The following is a 14,352-nucleotide window of genomic DNA, read 5'->3' as shown; positions in this document are numbered from 1 at the left end:
TGAGCGGTCGATAACGTGTGGCACCGGGAGGAACCATGCGCATGCGCCCCCGGTCCATCCGGGCCAGGGACACGCTCGTGGCCGCCGTGATCGCCGCCCTGGTGTTCGGGATCACGGCGGTCGGCGTCGACGTCGCCGTGCGCGGCGCGGTCAAGGCCGATCTGCTCCGGCAGACCCAGGTGGACGCCCGGCGGGTGAGCGGCAGCGTCCGCGACGGGTCGCTGCGGGACAGCCCGATCCCCGACCTCACCGGCGGCCGCCTCCGCGTCCAGGTGGTCGAGCCGGGCGGCCGGGTGCGCAACGCCACACCCGCGGTTGCGGGCCGTCCGCCGGTGAGCAGACTCTGGCCGTCGAGCAACCTGCGCGTCCGCGACTACGTCGAGTGCCACGGCGCCTGGCCGGGACGCGACTGCTACGTGATCGAGGCGGTCCGGGTCAGCACGGCGCCCGGCTCGGTCGTCGTGTACGCGTCCGGGCGGCTGCCGTCCTACCTGGTGAACGGGCTGCTGGAGGGCGTGCTCGCGGCCTGCGTGCTGCTGCTCGCCGGGGCCGCCGCGTGGATCACCTGGCGGGTCGTCGGCCGCACCCTCGGCCCGGTCGAGGCGATCCGCGCGCAGCTCGCCGAGATCAGCGCCACCGACCTCAGCCGGCGGGTGCCGCAGCCGCCCGGCGAGGACGAGATCGCGCAGCTCGCCCGCACCGCCAACGCGACGCTGGACCGGCTGGAACGCGCGGTCGGGCGGCAGCGGCAGTTCGCCTCGGACGCCTCCCACGAGCTGCGCAGCCCCCTCGCCGGGCTGCGCGCGAACCTCGAGGACGCCGCGATGCACCCCGAGGACAACGACCTGCCGGAGGTCGTCCGGTCGGCGCTGCGCGACACCGACCGGCTGGAGTCGATCGTCACCGACCTGCTGCTGCTCGCCCGCATCGGCACCGGCGGGACGGCGATCCAGGAGCCGATCGACCTGTCCGCGCTGGCCGACGCCGAGATCGGCCGCCGGACGGCGCCGCTGGAGATCGTCACGGGGCTGCCGAGCGGGGTGGTCGTCCGCGGGGTGCGCATGCAGCTCGTCCGGCTGCTCGGGAACCTGCTGGACAACGCCGAGCGCTACGCCGACGCGTCCATCGAGGTGGAGGTGGCGCGGGAGGACGGCATGGCGCTGCTCAGCGTCACCGACGACGGCGTCGGCATCGCGCCCGCCGACCGGGAGCGCGTCTTCGAGCGCTTCACCCGCCTCGACACGGCCCGCAGCCGGGACGCGGGCGGCACCGGCCTCGGCCTCGCGATCGCCCGCGAGATCGCGCGGGCGCACAACGGGACGCTGCGGGTCGAGGACCATGCGTCCGGGGCGCGCTTCGTGCTGCGGCTGCCGCTCGTCCCGCCGCCCGGACGGGAGAAGGGCCGCCCGAAACCGGACGGCCCCTCTTGACCAAGAATTTACGCGGCCCCGCGAGCGCGGGCGCGGGATGTTCAGCCGCTCGGCCGCTCAGCCGGCTCAGGCGCGGACGGCCTGGATCTCCAGCTGGATCTCGACCTTGTCGCTGAGCAGGGCCTTCTCGCCCTTCAGCGGGATGTTGAACTCGACGCCCCAGTCCTTGCGGTTGATGGTGGCCGCGGCGGAGAAGCCGGCGCGCGTGCCGCCCCAGGGGTCCTCGCCGATGCCGTTGAACTCGACCGTGAGCGTGATCGGACGGGTCACGTCCTTGATCGTCAGCTCGCCGTCCAGGAGGTACTCGCCGTCCTCGGCGCGCACGCCCTTGGTCGCGAAGGTCATGGTCGGGAACTTCTCGACGTCCAGGACGTCGGAGGTGCGCACGTGCGCGTCCCGGTCGGGGTTGCGGGTGTCGATCGAGGCGACCTTGATCTCGGCCGTCGCGGTGGACTCCGCCAGCTCCTCGGCGATCTGCACGGACCCGGTGAAATCGGTGAACGTGCCGCGCACCTTGGTCATCAGGTGGCGGATCACGAAGGTGACCTCGGAGTGCCCGGGGTCGATGTTCCAGGTCCCGGCGGTCAGCTCGGGGGCGATGGCGGCGATGCTCATGGTGACTCCCGTGTGGTAGGTGCTTGAAACTTCAACGACCTCGTCGAGAGGTTAGTTGAGGGTTCAAACACTTGTCAATCCCGGATTGTTCCACCGCCGGCGCCGGTGGTCCACCGCGGGGTGCGGTCAACAGCCTGCGACTCGGTCCACACGGCGTGCAACCTCCGGGCCGTCCCGTGCGTAATCAGCGGGCACAGAGGCGAGCCGGAGTCCCTCCGGCGGGATCATTGGGAGTCTTCGTGAGCGATGCACCACCGCGTGCCGTCCTGCCGAGGCCGCACGCCGTCCTGCGGAAGGCGGGCGGCACGGCCCCGGCCCTCCTGGCCGCGGCCCTGCTCGTGACCGGATGCGGGGGAGGCGGGCGGCCCGCCTCCGCCGGCGCGTCCCCGGTCGGCGGCGCGACCGAACTGCCGCAGGCGACCACCTACACGACGCTGAACGACCTGCCGCGGGACACCTCCGCCCCCACCGCGGGCAACGGGACGGTGGTGCACCCCTCCGCCGCGACCCCGGTCTCCGCGACGCCGGGCGCGCCCGCGGTCGCCGAACTGCCGAGCACCCAGCTCAAGGGCCCCACGTGGGTGCCCGTGGTGGAGTCCCGGCCCGGCTGGCGCCGCGTGCTGCTCCCGAGCCGCCCCAACGGGGTCACCGGCTGGATCCCGGAGACCGGTCTCCAGACCGCCCGCAGCAGCCAGGTCGTCAAGGTCGACCTCGGCGACCGCAGGCTCGCGCTCTACAAGGCGGGCCGCAAGGTCGGCACCTGGACCGTGGCCGTCGGCGCGCCGAAGACGCCGACCCCCACCGGACGGACGTTCGTGCTCGCCTCCCTCGCCCCCGCGAACCCGACCTACAGCCCGCTGATCCTGCCGGTCGGCGCGCACTCCGCGACGCTCGACACGTTCGGCGGCGGTCCGGGCACGGTCGCGTTCCACGGCTGGCCGTCGACGTCCGTCTTCGGCAAGGCCGTCACCCACGGCTGCGTGCGCGTCCCGGCGGACGCGCTGAAGCGGCTCGCCAAGGTCCCGCTCGGGTCGTCCGTCCTGATCACGGACTGACGGCCCCGTTCCGATCACGGTCTCCTCCCGACCACGAACCCAAGGAGAAACAGTGCGTTTGTCGACCCTCACCAAGTGCGCGGCGGCCGCGGGTGCCCTCGCCCTGCCGTTCGCGCTGGCGCCCGCCGCGTCCGCGACGAGCGGCGGCACCGGCTCGGCCTTCGCGATCGCCGCGTCCGGCCCGGTCGCGATCCCGGCGACCCCGTCGGTGGCGTCGTCGTCGCAGCAGCCCGTCCGCAAGAGCGTCGCCGAGCTGCCCGCGAACCCCCTCGCCGAGGCGCGGCTGCTGAACGCCGCCGCCTGGTCCGGCCACGGCCGGGCGTCCGTCGCCGACCTGAAGGTGGCGAAGCTCGGCCTCTCCGCGCACGCCGTCACCGCCAAGTGCGAGAACGGCAACGGCGTCGCGCACCTGACGAAGGCCACGCTGAACGGCCGGACGCTGAAGCTCGGTGCCACCCCCAACACGGCGGTCAACGCCGACCTGAAGGGCCTCGGGACCGCCACGGTCACCCTGAACAAGCACGTCAAGGACAAGGACGGCAACCTCACCATCACCGCCATCGAGGTGGTGGCGAAGCTCGCCGGCAAGACGCAGACGCTCAGCATCGCGTCCGTGACCTGCGGCAGGACCGGCGGCAACGGCGGCGAGCCGGGGCAGCCCGGGAAGCCGGGCGAGCCCGGACAGCCGTCGAAGCCGGGCGCGCCGTCCAAGCCGGACACCCCGCCGAGCGAGGCCCCGGCCCCGACCCCGGTGACCGGCGACCTCCCGGTCGCCGGCTGACCCGGCCGCCGACCCCCGGCGGCGGGGCCCGCGTACTCCGGGGACGCGGGCCCCGCCGCCCGGCGCGGTCTCCTACCGCGCGTCACGCCTTCCGCGCGACTCCCGCGTAAAGGGGCGCCTGAGCCGGGGAAGGGTAGGCCACGCCCTCGTCCGGACACCACTGCGTCACCGGAACGACTCCGGGATCGAGCAGGACGAGCCCGTCGAAGAAGCGCATGACCTCGTCCCGCGTGCGTGCGTGAAGGGACGCGCTCGTCTTCGACCATTCGTCCTCGACCTTGCTGACCGTGTCGTCGGACGTCATGTCGGCGGTGGCCTGGGACAGCAGCAGATGGGACCCGCTCACCGTCGCGTCCATGAGGGCGGACACCAGCCCGTGCGGGCCATCGGCGTCCGAGACGAAATGCGTGACGGCGGCCAGCAGCACGGCGATGGGCTCGCCGAGGTCGAGGTGTTCACGAGCCGTCGCCAGAAGGGCCTCGGGATCCCGGAGATCGCCCTCCTCGGCATGCACTCCGGCCTCCCCGGCCAGAAGCGCGCGAGCGTGCACGACGGCGACCGGGTCCAGGTCGGTGTAGAGCACGCGCGCATCCCGCTGAACCAGTCGCGCGACCTCGTGGACGTTCTCCTGCGTGGGCAGGCCGGACCCGACGTCGAGGAACTGCCGGACGCCCTCTTCGGCGAGCCGGCGGACGGCCCGGATCAGGAAGCTCCGGTTCTGCCGCGCCGCGACCGGCCCCGAGGGGAACGCGGCGATGAGCGCCTCCGCGGCCTCCCGGTCCGCCGCGAAGTTGTCCTTGCCGCCCAGGTAGTAGTCGTAGATGCGCGCGGGAGACGCCACACCGGGATCGACACCGGGCGGGATGATCTTCTCCGTCATGCCCGGAGGCTAGAAGCCCGCCATCCGGGGCGCCACCGTTTGGCCGGGTCCGGCGACGCCTCCCCGCAGCCGAGCCCCGGTGGCGGGACCGGCAGTACTTATGGGGGCCATGGAAAAACCCATGCTCCCGGCAGGGCTGCCCAAGTGCGGCAGCGCACATCACACCGCCTTGTATTTACACAAGTCATCTTGTAAAAAAGAGGCGAATGGAGCAGCGGACGCGGACGGGCCGTCCCGCCGCCGGAGCCGAGTGGGTGCAGCATGTCTCATGGGGTCGAGGTCGCGCTCGCCTGCGTTCTTCTCATCGCCACGTCGGTCTGGTTCGGCGGGTTCGTCGCGATCGGCGTCGTCGCCCGCGTCACCTTCCGGACGCTCGGCCCCGCCGACCGCGTCGCGTTCTTCCGGGCCCTCGGCCGGTTGTACGGGATCGTCGGGACCGCCGCGCTGGTCCTGGCCATCGGCACCGGTGCGGCCCTGGTCGCCGACCGTCCCTGGGACGGCACGCTCACCGCGACGGCCGTGCTGACCGCCGCCTTGGTCGCGGCCCTCGCCTTCGGCGTCCTGCAGGCGCGCCGCATGACCCGCCTCCGCCGTGACGCCCTGGCCCATCCGGACGACGGGTCCTTGGCCGACCGCGTCCGCCGCGGAGCGCGCGGCGCCGGCGTGTTGCGCGCCTCGATCGGCCTCCTCAGCCTGGCCGTCCTCGTTCTCGGAACCGTCATGGCAGCCTGACCGCCAGGCTCACACCAGGCCCTCAGCGGGATTCGCTCAGTCAGTTGGATCGGGCGGCCAGGCGGGCTTCTTCTTCGGTCTTCATGCGGGCCTGGCGCAGGACGCGTTCGGGGACGACTTCTTCTCGCGGAGCAGTCGGCGTGAAGTCGTAATGGTCGACGTCCAAGGCGCGCAGGATTGTTCGCTCCACCAGGGAGAAGTCGGCGGGGTTCGGGCGGTTGAAATTCATCGGCTCGGCCAGGGTGACCGGTGGATTGGTGATGAATCGCGGTCGGCGAAGCAGATTCTGCGCTTTGGCGTGAAGGATGTAGGGGTGCAGGAGGTACACATCGCCTATGCGTCCGGTGGCCTCGACGAAATCCGCGCATTGGCCGACCAGATTCGCGTAAGGGAAGTCGGTGGGCAGGACGCCCTCCGGATGGTCGGCGAGGAAGCGGGCCACAGGGGCGATCGAGTCGGCCGCGACGAACGTCGCGCCGCCCTGGTGCTGGACGTCCGACCACAGGACGAGGGTGAGCAGGCCCTGCTCGGGGGAGTCCAGGAAGTGGCGGAAGAAGTCGCCGTCCTTGTGCCAGCCGGGGGATCGCGCGGACGGCGGCGACCACGGCTCCTCTGAACCCTGCGAGAGGTTGACCACGAAGCCGTCGCCCCAGTTGTAGGGCTGCTTGATGCGGTCTTCGCCGCCGACCAGGTCGCATACGGCGCCCCATGCCTTGGGGGCGAACTCCCTGATGTCCATCTCGCGATGGGCGGGCAGGTGGGTTCCGGGTTCCGCCCAGGTCGACCGGTCGCCGGGGTCGTAGCCGAGACGCGTCCAGATGGTCCTCGTGTACTCTTCGGCGGCCTCCGGGGTGAAGCAGTCGCCGATCACGACGTATCCCCGGTCGAGGAAGTGTTCTGCCTGGTCTTCACTGAGAATTTGATAGCCGGCGCCCATGGATCGGATGCTAACCCGGCCGTTCGCCCGCGCCAATAACTCGGCATGGACGAAAAGTTTCGGTCCCTTCATGCATTCCGGCGCCGCCTTCTGTGACTTCTCGTCGTTACGGCCCCGAGGAGAAAGGAGGCGGCGGTGGACGAGCGAGAAACCCGATCCACCCGCCTCTACGAGACGCACTACCGCAGCGTCTTCGGCCATGCCGCACGCTGGAGGTGGTGGGTCAGGCGGCGGTCCGGGTCTTCAAGGGGTGGGCGCTGCCGGCCAGGAGCACCTTCGCGACGAGGGCCGGGTCGTCCGCCATGGGGACGTGGCCGCAGCCCTCCAGCCAGACGAAGCGGGCGTTCGGCAGGCGGCGCTGGGCGCGGATGGCCTGGCTGCGCAGCAGCAGCCGGTCCTTGGTGCCCCACGCGATCGTGACGGGGACGTCCGCGCAGGAGCCGAGGAAGCGGGTGTCGCGGCCGGCGCGCAGGGTCGGTTCGAAGCCGGGGGCGTCCCGCATCGCGCGGGCGTCGCCGGCGAGGACCTCCAGGTCCATCAGGTCGGGACGGCCGTAGATCATGCCGAACATCGCGGCACGGCGGCGCGGGGAGCGGGCGAGGCGGGCGAGGAGGGGGTCCGGCACGCGGGCCCCGAGCCGGGACGCCCGCAGCACGGACGCGGCGTACCGCAGTTCGGCCGCGTTGAAGAAGCCGGCGGGGGACAGGCCGGTCGCGGAGCTCGCGAGGCCGCGGTCGGCGGCTTCGAGGGCGAACAGGCCGCCGAGCGAGTTGCCCGCGATGTGCGGCCTGTCCAGGCCGAGGTCGGCGAACGAGTCGGCCAGGATCGAGATGACCGTGTCGAGCGTGTACGGGGTGCCGGGCGGGAGCGCCGGGGAGTCGCCGAAGCCGGGCAGGTCGACGGCGATGACGTCGCGTTCCGCGGCGAGCAGGTCCATCACGGGGGCCCAGCCCTGGCGGCGGTGCCCGATGCCGTGCAGCAGGACGAGGGGCGGGCCCTCGCCGCGGCGATCGAAGACGATGTCCACGGCCGAAGGGTAGGCCGGAAGTTACTCAGCAGTCACTAGTGACGCTGGTCACGGAAGTACGGGCTCACTGCGTGCATTCGGCGGGGCGGCGGTGCTCCAGGGCGTCGCGGAGCTGGGCGCGGCCCCGGTGGATGCGGGAGCGGACCGTACCGAGCTTCACGCCCAGCGACGCGGCGATCTCCTCGTAGGAGAGGCCCTCGATGTCGCACAGGACGACGGCGGCGCGGTACTCGGGGGCGAGCCCGTCCAGCGCCTTCTGGATGTCGGCGTCCAGGTGGCGGTCGTCGTAGGCCTGCGCGGGCGTCGGCTCGCGGCCCTGCAGGCGCTCGGCGGCGTCGTCGGCGAGGGAGTCGAACCGGATGCGCTGCTTGCGCCGGGCGCGGTCGAGGAACAGGTTCGTCGTGATCCGGTGCAGCCAGCCCTCGAACGTGCCGGGGCTGTAGGACGACAGCGAGCGGAAGACCCGGATGAAGACGTCCTGCGTCAGGTCCTCGGCGTCGTGCCGGTTGCCGGTCAGCCGGTACGCCAGCCGGAACACCCTCGTGGAGTGCTCGCTGACGATCTCCTCCCACGTCGGCGGGGTCCACGCCATCGCGCCTGCGCTCACCACTACCCCCGTCTGATACTGAATCGTTACGGCCAAGCATGCCGGTACCCAGATAAGAGCCGTGTAAGGACCTCGCCCGTGGCCGGATGAGGCGCTGTGGGATACGACTCAGTGCGGCGCGGGCACGTGATGTGTGACTCATCTCATTGGACCGGACGCCAATAGGCATTGAGTTCGGCCGCCGTCCACGAGCAGGATCGGAACCGGTCCCCACCCCGACACCTGCGAGGACGTGGCATGGCGCGTAGCTACAACCTGGCCGACCTGATCGAGATCCTGGCCGCCGCCGGACCGGACCGTCCGGCCCTGGTCGCCGGGGCCGAGCGGCGGACGTACCGGCAGCTCAGCGAGCGCGCGAGCCGGGTCGGCCACCATCTGGCGGCGGCCGGGGTGCGGCCGGGCGAGCACGTCGCGATCCTCGCCTACAACCGGGCCGAGTGGATCGAGGCGATGCTCGGCGCCTTCAAGATCCGCGCCGTGCCGATCCCGGTGAACTTCCGCTACGTCGCCGCCGAGCTGCGGCACGTCCTCGACGACTCCGACTCCGTCGCGCTGATCGGCGAGCGTTCGCTCTTGGCGAAGGTGCAGGAGATCCGCGGCGACCTGCCGAAGCTGCGGCACATCGTCGTCCTGGAGGACGGCGCGGAGCGGGAGATCCCCGGCGCGGTCGAATACGAGCAGGCCCTCGCCGCAGCCGACCCGGGCGACGACTTCCCGCCGCGTTCCAGCGACGACCGCTACATCATGTACACGGGCGGCACGACCGGCTATCCCAAGGGCGTCGAATGGCGCTGCGAGGACATCTTCTTCGGCGCGCTCGGCGGCGGGAACGTCCTCGGCGACCCGATCGGCAGCCCCGAGGAGCTGGCCGCCAACGCCGACCAGCCCGGCATGGCCGTCCTCGACTGCGCGCCCGTCATGCACGGAGCCGGCCAGTGGGTGGCGTTCATGGGCCTGTTCAGCGGCGCCAAGGTCGTCCTTTACACCGACCACGCGTTCGACGCCGACAAGGCGCTCAGGCTGCTCGCCGAGGAGAAGGCGAACGTGCTGATGGTCGTCGGCGACGTCATGGCGCGCCCGGTCGCCAAGGCGCTGGCGGGCGGCGGGTACGACACGTCCCCGCTGATCGCGATCGCCTCCGGCGGCGCGCCGCTCACCGAGGGCGCCAAGCAGGCCCTCCGGGAGCACCTGCCGAACATCATGTTCCTCGACAACTACGGCGCCTCGGAGACCGGCGCCTGCGGCCCGTCCGTCGACGCCAAGGAGGGCACCGCCCGGTTCATGATGAAGCCGGGCATCACCGTCCTGGACGACGACCTGACCGTGGTGAAGCCCGGCGAGATCGGCAAGCTCGCGCGCAGCGGCCACATCCCGCTCGGCTACTACAACGACCCGGAGAAGACCGCGTCGACGTTCTTCACCGACGCCGACGGGACCCGCTGGTCCGTTCCCGGCGACTTCGCGAGCCTGGAGGAGGACGGCACCATCACCCTCCTCGGACGCGGTTCCCTCGTCATCAACACGGGCGGGGAGAAGGTCTACCCGGAGGAGGTCGAGGTCGCGCTCAAGGACCACCCGGACGTCTATGACGCCGTCGTGGTCGGCCTTCCGGACGAGCGGTTCGGGCAGCGCGTCGCCGCCGTCGTCGCGCCCCGCCCCGGCGCCGCCGTCACGCTGGAGCAGCTCACCGAGCACTGCCGGGGCCGCCTCGCCGGCTACAAACTGCCCCGGCAGATCACGGTCGTGGACGAGGTGCAGCGCACGGCCGTCGGCAAGTCCGACTACAAGTGGGCGCGCGGCGTGCTCGCCTAAGCGTGCTCGCCTAAATGCGCGGCGCGCGGTTATACCACGGCTGTACGCGCATTTCCGGCTGCCGAGCGGTCAAAAATCAATTGATGCCGAAGGGGCGTGTCTTGGGCGCGTTCCGGCGATTATCCCCAGCATGAATGGGGATCGGTTGATACCGCTCGCGCGACGGTATCGCCTGCTCTCTGTGGTCGGCAGGGGCGGCATGGGCACCGTCTGGCGGGCGTACGACGAGATGCTCGACCGGGACGTCGCGGTCAAGGAGGTCCATCTGCCGCCGCGCATCACCCAGAGCGAGCGCAGGGTGATGTGCCGGCGGCTGCTGGCGGAGGCGCGCGCCACCGCCGCGCTGCGGCATCCCGGCGTGGTGGCCGTCCACGACCTGATCATCGAGGACGGCCGCCCCTGGATCGTCATGGAGTTCGTGGAGTCGTCCTCGCTGAACCGCCTGGTCACCGAGGACGGGCCGCTCGGCGTGCGGCGGACCGCGGAGATCGGCGCGGCCGTCCTGTCGGTGCTGCGCGCGTCCCACGCGGCGGGCATCCTGCACCGCGACGTCAAGCCGAGCAACGTCCTGATCTGCGAGGACGGGCGCGTTCTCCTCAGCGACTTCGGGCTCGCCGTGCACATGCACAACGGCCGGGAACTGGCCGACACGATGCCCGCCGGCATCGAGGGCTCCCCCGCCTACCTTCCGCCGGAGCGGGTCGACGGGCAGCCGAGCGTGGAGGCGTCCGACCTGTGGGCGCTCGGGGCGACGCTCTACACGGCGGTCGAGGGCTTCTCCCCGTTCCTGCGCTGCCACGCGCTCGCGTCGATGATGGCGGTGCTGCTCGGCGACTACGCGCGCCCGGTGCGCGCGGGACCCCTGACCGCCGTCATCGAGGGGCTGCTGCGGCAGCGGCCCGAGGACCGGCTGACCGCCGAGGCCACCGCCGACCTGCTGCGGGACGTCGTCGGCTCCCTCCCGGAACCGGGCATCACGCGCGCGACGCTCCCGAAGGAGCCGCGCGTCCCCGCCGCGCGCCGGGTCATGCGCGGCCCGCGCGTCCCGTGGACCCTGCAGTCCAGGCACAGCGGATCCGGGGGCCGGTCGGGGCAGGGCGAATCGGACGGGACGCCTCGCGGCTCCCCGCGCCTGCGGGCGGGACGGCGGTACCGCGTCCCCTGGACGAAGCAGGCCATGGTGGCGGGCCCCCGGCGTCCGCTCGGGCGGCCCTTCAAAGGGCGGCGGCTGCGGCCGGGCGCCGTCGTCAGCGTCGCGGCGCTCGCCGTGCTGGCGGCGGGCGCGGGCACCTGGGCGGCCCGCTGGACGTCGATCGGCAAGAGCGAGGCGGTCGCGCTGCGCCCGGCGGCGGGCGTGACGGTCAAGACGGCGAAGTACCACGAGACGGGCGCCTACTCGGTGCGGGTGCCGGTGGGCTGGCAGGCCGAGCGGAGCGGCGGCGTCATGACCTGGAAGGACGCGGGATCCGCGCGGGGGCTGCGCATCGCCCCGGCGCCCGGTGACGCGCTCGCCGGACTGCGCGCCGAAGAGCACCGCGCGGTGAAGGCGCACCGCTTCCCCGGCTACCACCGGCTGCGGCTCGAACCCGTCCCCGAGGTGATCGCGGGCGCCGCCGAATGGGAGTTCACCTGGCGGGACGGCCGGCACACCGACGGGGAGGACGGCGTCAGGCACGTGCTGTGCAGCCGCGCGGCCGGATACGAGTTCTGCTTCTACGCGCCGGACCCCGCCTGGACGCCCGGCCAGCGCCTCTACGACAAGATCCTCAAATCCTTCCGCCCCGAGAAGACCGGCTGACTCAGCGCGGGGCGGGGGTGCGTCAGGTGGTCTGCTGGAGGCGGAGGAGGAATTCGGCGTTGGAGGAGGTGCCCTTCATCTTCTCCAGGAGCTGCTCGACGGCCTGCTGCTTCTCCAGGCCCTGGAGGGCGCGGCGCAGGCGCCAGGAGAGGGCGAGCTCCTCGGGGGACATGAGCAGCTCGTCGCGGCGGGTGCCGGACGCCTCGATGTCGACGGCGGGGAAGACGCGCCGGTCGGCGAGGCCGCGGTCGAGCTTCAGCTCCATGTTGCCGGTGCCCTTGTACTCCTCGAAGAAGACGTCGTCCATGCGGGAGCCGGTCTCCACGAGGGCGGTGGCGAGGATCGTGAGCGAGCCGCCGTTCTCGATGTTGCGGGCGGCGCCGAAGAACTTCTTCGGCGGGTAGATCGCGGTGGTCGCGACACCGCCGGCGAGGATGCGGCTGCTGGACGGCGCCGCCAGGTTGTAGGCGCGGCCGAGCCGGGTGATCGAGTCGAGCAGCATGACCACGTCGTGGCCCTGCTCGACGAGCCGCTTGGCCCGCTCGACGGTGAGCTCGGCGAGCGCGGTGTGGTCCTGCGCGGGCCGGTCGAACGTCGAGTGGATCACCTCGCCGCGCACGGACCGCTGCAGGTCGGTGACCTCCTCCGGGCGCTCGTCGATGAGCACGACCATGAGGTGCACTTCGGGGTTGTTCTGCGCGATCGCGTTCGCGACGGCCTGCAGGACCATCGTCTTGCCGACCTTCGGCGGCGACACGATGAGCCCGCGCTGGCCCTTGCCGATCGGTGCGACCAGGTCGATCACGCGGGTGGCGAGGGGGCCGGTGTCGAGGCGGAGCCGCTCGTCCGGGAACAGCGGGGTCAGCTTGGCGAACTCGGGGCGGTTCGCCGCCTCCGCCGCCGGGAGGCCGTTCACGGTCTCGACGCGGGCGAGCGAGGCGAACTTCTCCCGGCTCGACTTCGGTGCCTTCGCGGTGCCCACGACGACGTCGCCGGGACGCAGGTGGTGCGCCTTGACCTGGGCGAGGGAGACGTGCACGTCGTCCGGGCCGGCGAGGTAGCCGGAAGTGCGGACGAAGGCGTGCTTGTCCTGGACGGCGAGGAGGCCGTGGAACGGGACGACGGGCGCGTCCTCGACGGGGCGCCGCGACTGCTGGCCGCCCTTGCGGCCGTTCTGCGGGGGCACGGTGTGCGCCTGCGCCTGCGCCTTGCGCCCGGTCGCGGCGCCGGCGGGGCGTTCGGTGGTGAGGGTGGGAGTGGACATGTGGGTCCCTTCTCAGGCTCGCGCGGAAAGGCCCGCGCGGCCTGGAGTCGATTCCCGGGTACGGCGGCGGAACCCGCGGCGCGTACGCGAGAGGAATGCGAGAAATGCAGCTCGGTTCACCGGGCTGACGTCGGCTCCCTTGTGCGGCGGTCCGGAACACCGAGGTGCGCGTACCGAACCGGGAGGATCACCGGGCGCTCAGATGGCCCGGGCGGGGAAGAAACGCCTTCGATGCGATTCGCGGGATCCGGAGGCGCTGCCTCGACAGTACAGCACGCGAAGCGCGTTTGGCATTCCCCGGCGGCCGCGTATTGCGTTCATGCAGGTCGTTCCCCCTGTGCTGACGGGACGTGGCGGAGTGTCGCCGGCGCGGTCCCCCGACACGCGCCGCCGTCTCGTCCGGATGTGACTCCGTGGTTATGACTCCGCGAACGCGGTGGGGGTTCCGATCAATGGAGATGCCCCGGGAACGACCGGGGGAAACGCGCTCCGTACGATGAGCCGCGTCGCACCGAGAAGGGGGAACCGAGGATGAGCATGGCCGCCGGGCTCGGCTTCGACGTCGCCGCGGGCGTCGCGACGATCACCATCGACCGGCCGGCCAAGCGGAACGCCATGTCGGCGGACATGTGGCGGGCGCTCCCCGGCATTCTGGAGACGCTCGCGAAGGACGACGCCGTCCGGGTCGTCGTGCTGACGGGCGCGGGCGGCGACTTCTGCGCGGGCGCCGACATCTCCGAGCTGGGCGACATCCACCGCGACGACGACTCGCACCTGTCGACGGTCGCCGAACGGGCGCTCGCGGCGTTCCCGAAACCGACGCTGGCCGCGATCGAGGGGTACTGCGTGGGCGGCGGCTGCCAGCTCGCGGCGGCCTGCGACCTGCGGTTCGCCGCCGAGGACGCGCGGTTCGGGATCACCCCGGCCAAGCTCGGCATCGTCTACCCGGCCGCCGCGACGGCCCGCCTCGTCCGGCTGGTCGGGCCGGCCGCCGCGAAGTACCTGCTGTTCTCCGCCGACCTGGTCGGCGCCGGGCACGCGCTCCGGATCGGGCTGCTGGACGAGGTCGTCCCGGCGGGCGGCCTGCGCGACCGGGTGGCCGCCTTCACCGGGACGCTCGCGTCCCGCTCGCTGCTCACCCAGCAGGCGACCAAGGACATCGTGGACGCGATCGCCGCCGGCGGCCCCGTCGAGGAGAAGGCCGCGCGCTGGCTGGCAGAGGTCGCCCTGAGCGGCGAGGTGGACGAGGGCGTGGCCGCGTTCCTGGAACGCCGCGCGCCCGAATTCACCTGGACGACCCCCGCCCGCTGACCCCCGCCCGCTACCCCATCTTCGTTGACCTGCGGCGTGTTGTTGTTATGAGCCCGTCGAAAACAACAACACGCCGCAGGTCAACGTGTGCCGGCGGCGGCTG

At 72.2% G+C, this 14,352-nt stretch carries 12 protein-coding genes and 1 pseudogene; 7 read left to right on the top strand and 6 right to left on the bottom strand.

Going from position 1 to position 14,352, the window contains the following annotated elements:
• Positions 1-35: 35 nt before the first annotated feature.
• Complete coding sequence (locus tag ABFX46_RS30160) at positions 36-1,430, top strand: sensor histidine kinase (protein ID WP_346047314.1); 1,395 nt, start codon at positions 36-38, stop codon at positions 1,428-1,430.
• Between the two features lie 66 nt (positions 1,431-1,496).
• On the opposite strand, the gene ABFX46_RS30155 is transcribed toward ABFX46_RS30160, so the two are convergent.
• Positions 1,497-2,045, bottom strand: coding sequence for a YceI family protein (locus tag ABFX46_RS30155; protein WP_346047313.1), 549 nt, complete (start codon positions 2,043-2,045; stop codon positions 1,497-1,499).
• A 239-nt stretch (positions 2,046-2,284) separates the two neighbouring features.
• On the opposite strand from ABFX46_RS30155, the gene ABFX46_RS30150 reads away from it, so the two are divergent.
• Positions 2,285-3,100, top strand: coding sequence for a L,D-transpeptidase (locus ABFX46_RS30150; RefSeq protein WP_346047312.1), 816 nt, complete (start codon positions 2,285-2,287; stop codon positions 3,098-3,100).
• A gap of 52 nt (positions 3,101-3,152) precedes the next feature.
• On the top strand, positions 3,153-3,881 hold the full coding sequence (locus ABFX46_RS30145; protein WP_346047311.1) for a hypothetical protein: 729 nt from the start codon (positions 3,153-3,155) through the stop codon (positions 3,879-3,881).
• 82 nt (positions 3,882-3,963) lie between these two features.
• Here ABFX46_RS30145 and ABFX46_RS30140 read toward each other — a convergent pair whose 3' ends face one another.
• On the bottom strand, positions 3,964-4,761 hold the full coding sequence (locus ABFX46_RS30140) for an SAM-dependent methyltransferase (RefSeq protein WP_346047310.1): 798 nt from the start codon (positions 4,759-4,761) through the stop codon (positions 3,964-3,966).
• Positions 4,762-5,022: 261 nt separating this feature from the next.
• Here ABFX46_RS30140 and ABFX46_RS30135 point away from each other — a divergent pair, with 261 nt between their 5' ends.
• A complete protein-coding gene (locus ABFX46_RS30135; protein ID WP_346047309.1) occupies positions 5,023-5,493 on the top strand; it encodes a DUF4149 domain-containing protein in 471 nt (156 codons plus the stop codon).
• Between the two features lie 40 nt (positions 5,494-5,533).
• Here ABFX46_RS30135 and ABFX46_RS30130 read toward each other — a convergent pair whose 3' ends face one another.
• From ABFX46_RS30130 to sigE, 3 genes are all read right to left on the bottom strand, one after another.
• On the bottom strand, positions 5,534-6,631 hold the full coding sequence (locus ABFX46_RS30130; RefSeq protein WP_346047308.1) for a phytanoyl-CoA dioxygenase family protein: 1,098 nt from the start codon (positions 6,629-6,631) through the stop codon (positions 5,534-5,536).
• A 22-nt stretch (positions 6,632-6,653) separates the two neighbouring features.
• A complete protein-coding gene (locus tag ABFX46_RS30125; protein ID WP_346047307.1) occupies positions 6,654-7,457 on the bottom strand; it encodes an alpha/beta fold hydrolase in 804 nt (267 codons plus the stop codon).
• Positions 7,458-7,521: 64 nt separating this feature from the next.
• Positions 7,522-8,049, bottom strand: a complete 528-nt coding sequence (gene sigE, locus ABFX46_RS30120; protein ID WP_131943368.1) for an RNA polymerase sigma factor SigE — start codon at positions 8,047-8,049, stop codon at positions 7,522-7,524.
• A gap of 252 nt (positions 8,050-8,301) precedes the next feature.
• Here sigE and ABFX46_RS30115 point away from each other — a divergent pair, with 252 nt between their 5' ends.
• Both ABFX46_RS30115 and ABFX46_RS30110 read left to right on the top strand, forming a co-directional pair.
• Entirely contained in the window at positions 8,302-9,876 is a 1,575-nt protein-coding gene (locus ABFX46_RS30115; protein WP_346047306.1) for an acyl-CoA synthetase, read from the top strand.
• 130 nt (positions 9,877-10,006) lie between these two features.
• The gene (locus tag ABFX46_RS30110) at positions 10,007-11,674 is read left to right on the top strand and encodes a serine/threonine-protein kinase (protein ID WP_346047305.1); all 1,668 of its coding nucleotides are present in this window, start codon (positions 10,007-10,009) and stop codon (positions 11,672-11,674) included.
• A 22-nt stretch (positions 11,675-11,696) separates the two neighbouring features.
• Here ABFX46_RS30110 and rho read toward each other — a convergent pair.
• Positions 11,697-12,845, bottom strand: a pseudogene (gene rho / locus ABFX46_RS30105) (transcription termination factor Rho); the annotation flags it as partial.
• 624 nt (positions 12,846-13,469) lie between these two features.
• Between rho and ABFX46_RS30100 the strand changes: the two are divergent.
• Positions 13,470-14,249, top strand: coding sequence for an enoyl-CoA hydratase/isomerase family protein (locus ABFX46_RS30100; RefSeq protein ID WP_346047304.1), 780 nt, complete (start codon positions 13,470-13,472; stop codon positions 14,247-14,249).
• Positions 14,250-14,352: the final 103 nt, after the last annotated feature.

Origin of the sequence: Actinomadura chokoriensis, assembly GCF_039529475.1 — a bacterium.
Classification (GTDB): domain Bacteria; phylum Actinomycetota; class Actinomycetes; order Streptosporangiales; family Streptosporangiaceae; genus Spirillospora; species Spirillospora bangladeshensis.
Note: the sequence above shows the minus strand (reverse complement) of the source record. Positions and strands in the feature narration are given on the sequence as shown.

Excerpts from the sequence above, each read along its gene's own strand:
- ABFX46_RS30160 (WP_346047314.1), top strand. The coding sequence starts at position 36 with ATGCGCATGCGCCCCCGGTCCATCCGGGCCAGGGACACGCTCGTGGCC.
- sigE (WP_131943368.1), bottom strand. The coding sequence starts at position 8,049 with ATGGCGTGGACCCCGCCGACGTGGGAGGAGATCGTCAGCGAGCACTCC.
- ABFX46_RS30115 (WP_346047306.1), top strand. The coding sequence starts at position 8,302 with ATGGCGCGTAGCTACAACCTGGCCGACCTGATCGAGATCCTGGCCGCC.
- ABFX46_RS30110 (WP_346047305.1), top strand. The coding sequence starts at position 10,007 with ATGAATGGGGATCGGTTGATACCGCTCGCGCGACGGTATCGCCTGCTC.
- ABFX46_RS30135 (WP_346047309.1), top strand. The coding sequence starts at position 5,023 with ATGTCTCATGGGGTCGAGGTCGCGCTCGCCTGCGTTCTTCTCATCGCC.
- ABFX46_RS30130 (WP_346047308.1), bottom strand. The coding sequence starts at position 6,631 with ATGGCCGAAGACGCTGCGGTAGTGCGTCTCGTAGAGGCGGGTGGATCG.
- ABFX46_RS30155 (WP_346047313.1), bottom strand. The coding sequence starts at position 2,045 with ATGAGCATCGCCGCCATCGCCCCCGAGCTGACCGCCGGGACCTGGAAC.
- ABFX46_RS30100 (WP_346047304.1), top strand. The coding sequence starts at position 13,470 with ATGAGCATGGCCGCCGGGCTCGGCTTCGACGTCGCCGCGGGCGTCGCG.
- ABFX46_RS30140 (WP_346047310.1), bottom strand. The coding sequence starts at position 4,761 with ATGACGGAGAAGATCATCCCGCCCGGTGTCGATCCCGGTGTGGCGTCT.